The organism is Streptomyces sp. NPDC001056, from assembly GCF_053598955.1.
In genome coordinates this window covers 1-2,379 of the sequence record NZ_JBSFLI010000093.1, presented here as the reverse complement: position 1 = coordinate 2,379, position 2,379 = coordinate 1, and the positions used below count along the sequence as shown (strand labels likewise).

General features: G+C 72.9%; 4 protein-coding genes. 2 read left to right on the top strand and 2 right to left on the bottom strand.

The features are described 5' to 3' along the window. Window positions 1–499, top strand: a 499-nt coding sequence (locus tag ACWDD7_RS37570; protein ID WP_351881684.1) for an ABC transporter ATP-binding protein, incomplete at its 5' end; no start/stop codon positions are given. Between the two features lie 81 nt (window positions 500–580). Here the strand turns inward: ACWDD7_RS37570 and ACWDD7_RS37565 are convergent. Continuing rightward, window positions 581–1,324, bottom strand: coding sequence for a class I SAM-dependent DNA methyltransferase (locus ACWDD7_RS37565; protein WP_450460700.1), 744 nt, complete (start codon window positions 1,322–1,324; stop codon window positions 581–583). A gap of 81 nt (window positions 1,325–1,405) precedes the next feature. Between ACWDD7_RS37565 and ACWDD7_RS37560 the strand changes: the two genes are divergently transcribed. Next, the gene (locus ACWDD7_RS37560; RefSeq protein ID WP_450460699.1) at window positions 1,406–1,789 is read left to right on the top strand and encodes a VOC family protein; all 384 of its coding nucleotides are present in this window, start codon (window positions 1,406–1,408) and stop codon (window positions 1,787–1,789) included. 136 nt (window positions 1,790–1,925) lie between these two features. On the opposite strand, the gene ACWDD7_RS37555 is transcribed toward ACWDD7_RS37560, so the two are convergent. Beyond that, window positions 1,926–2,379, bottom strand: a 454-nt coding sequence (locus ACWDD7_RS37555; protein WP_351881675.1) for an ABC transporter ATP-binding protein, incomplete at its 5' end; no start/stop codon positions are given.

The window sequence follows — 2,379 nt, the reverse complement described above, 5'->3', positions numbered from 1 at the left end:
CGTCAACCTCCTCCAGCAGGTGCAGAACGACCTGGGCATCGCGTTCCTCTTCATCGCCCACGACCTCGCGGTGGTACGGCACTTCTCGCAGCGCGTCGCGGTGATGTACCTCGGCAAGATCATCGAGGTGGGCGACCGCGACTCCATCTACACCCGCCCCCGCCACCCCTACACCCACGCCCTGCTGTCCGCGGTCCCCGAGGTCGACCTCACGGGCGGGGAGACGGGTGGCCGTGAACGCATCCGTCTCGCCGGCGACGTGCCGTCGCCCATCTCCCCGCCGTCGGGCTGCCGCTTCCGCACCCGCTGCTGGAAGGCGCAGGACACGTGCGCGACGCAGGAGCCGCCGCTGGTGCGGATCTCCGGGAACCACGAGGGGCATCTGACGGCGTGCCACTTCCCGGAGGAGCCCACGATCGAGGCGCGGGGGGAGGACATCGTGCTGGACCCGGCGCTGGCGGCGCTGGAGGACACGGGGTCCGGCTCGGAAGAGGGCTAGCGGTCGCGGTCGAAGGCACGGCCCGAGGGGCGGGGCGTCCGGGTTCGCCGGGGGCCCTGTCCGTTCGCGTGGTCCGCGCGGTCAGGCGGTGGGTGCCGCCACGGTGATGATCTCGGGGGCGGTGGGCGCCGGCGGCCGGCCGTCCCAGTCGCCGTACTGCTCCACGACGGTGAGCCCCGCCTCGGTGAGGAAGCCGGCGAGGGAGTCGCGGTCCAGGAACCGCAGGACGCTGTGGCTGACGCGGGGCGCGGGCCAGCGGTCGCTGTCGTACGTCTCCGCGAACCGCACCCGCCCGTTCTGCGGGCCGCCGTCCAGCACCTCGTGGCTGACCCGGACGGGCGTTCCGTCGGCGGCGACGACCTCGCGCGCCCGGTCGGGCGTCCATCGCTCCCAGGCCCGCGCGGCGGGATTCCTGACCTCGAACACGAACCGCCCGCCGGGCCGCAGGGCCTGGCGCACGGCCCGCAGACAGCCGCGGATCTCCTCGTCGCGGACCAGCGCCTGGAAGGCGTGCCCGGTCATCACGGCGAGGTCGAACTCCGCGTCCCAGGACCGCACCCGGGTGTCCCCGAGCACCCACTCCACGTCCGCCCGGTCCGCCCGCGCCTGTACGAGCATGGCGGCGGCCGGATCCAGGCCCGTCAGCCGCCCGGTGTGCCCCTCGGCCCGGGCCCTGCGCAGCAACTGCCCGGTCCCGCAGCCGACATCGAGCACATCGCCCGCCTGCCGCACGAGCCCGAGATAGAAATCGTCGCTCGGCCCCCACGGGTTGAGGCGGTCGTACAGCGCGGCGAGCGAGAGATCAGTGAACGAGTGATCCACCACCGCCGCAGTGTGCCATACGTTGCTGATCGGCACACGTCGATTTCGGCGGGGTGTCTCCTTCGGCGAGCGGAAGGCGGGGGCGTGTTGCATCACGTGGAGCTGTGGGTGCCGGACCTGGACAGGGCGGTCGTCTCCTGGGGGTGGCTGCTGGGTTCCCTCGGATGGGAGCCGTACCAGGAGTGGGCGGCGGGGCGGAGCTGGCGGCTGGGGGAGACCTATCTCGTGGTCGAGGAGTCGCCCGCGCTGCGGCCCGGGGCCGGGCACGACCGGATGCGGCCGGGACTCAATCACCTGGCCTTCCGGGCCCGGGGGAGGGAGGCCGTGGACGCCGTGGCCGGGGCCGCGCCCGCGCACGGCTGGACGCTGCTGTTTCCCGAGCGGCATCCCCACGCCGGCGGGCCCGGGCACTACGCCGTCTACCTGGAGGACGCGGACGGGTTCGAGGCGGAGGTCGTCGCCGGCTGACCCCGGGTGCGGCGAAGGCCCGCGTCTTGGGGAGACGCGGGCCTTCTTTCCCGTGGAGCGGACGTTCAGGTGGCTCGGGTCAATGGGCCGTTGAAGTCCGTTCCGGCAAGGGAGCGACCGACGGAAAAGGGGTGTGTCAGGCCGCCGCCTCGGGGTCCTTGGCAAGGCGCGGAGCCGGGATGGTCTCCTGCGTCTCAGGATAGTGGCATGCCGTCAGGTGGCCGGGCTTGTTGCCCTCGGCCTGGACCAGCGGCGGGGCCTCGGACGCGCACTTGTCCGTCGCCTTCCAGCACCGGGTGCGGAAACGGCAGCCCGAGGGCGGGTTGATGGGCGAGGGCACGTCGCCGACCAGGCGGATGCGCTCGCGCGGCTCCTCGTCCACCGTGGCCTCGGGCACCGCGGACAGCAGCGCCCGGGTGTAGGGGTGGCGCGGGTTCTCGTACAGGTCCTCGCGGTCGGCGATCTCCACGATCTTGCCGAGGTACATCACCGCGACGCGCTGCGAGAAGTGCCGCACCACCGCGAGGTCGTGGGCGATGAAGACGAACGCGATGCCCAGCTCCCGCTGCACCTTCTGCAGCAGGTTCACC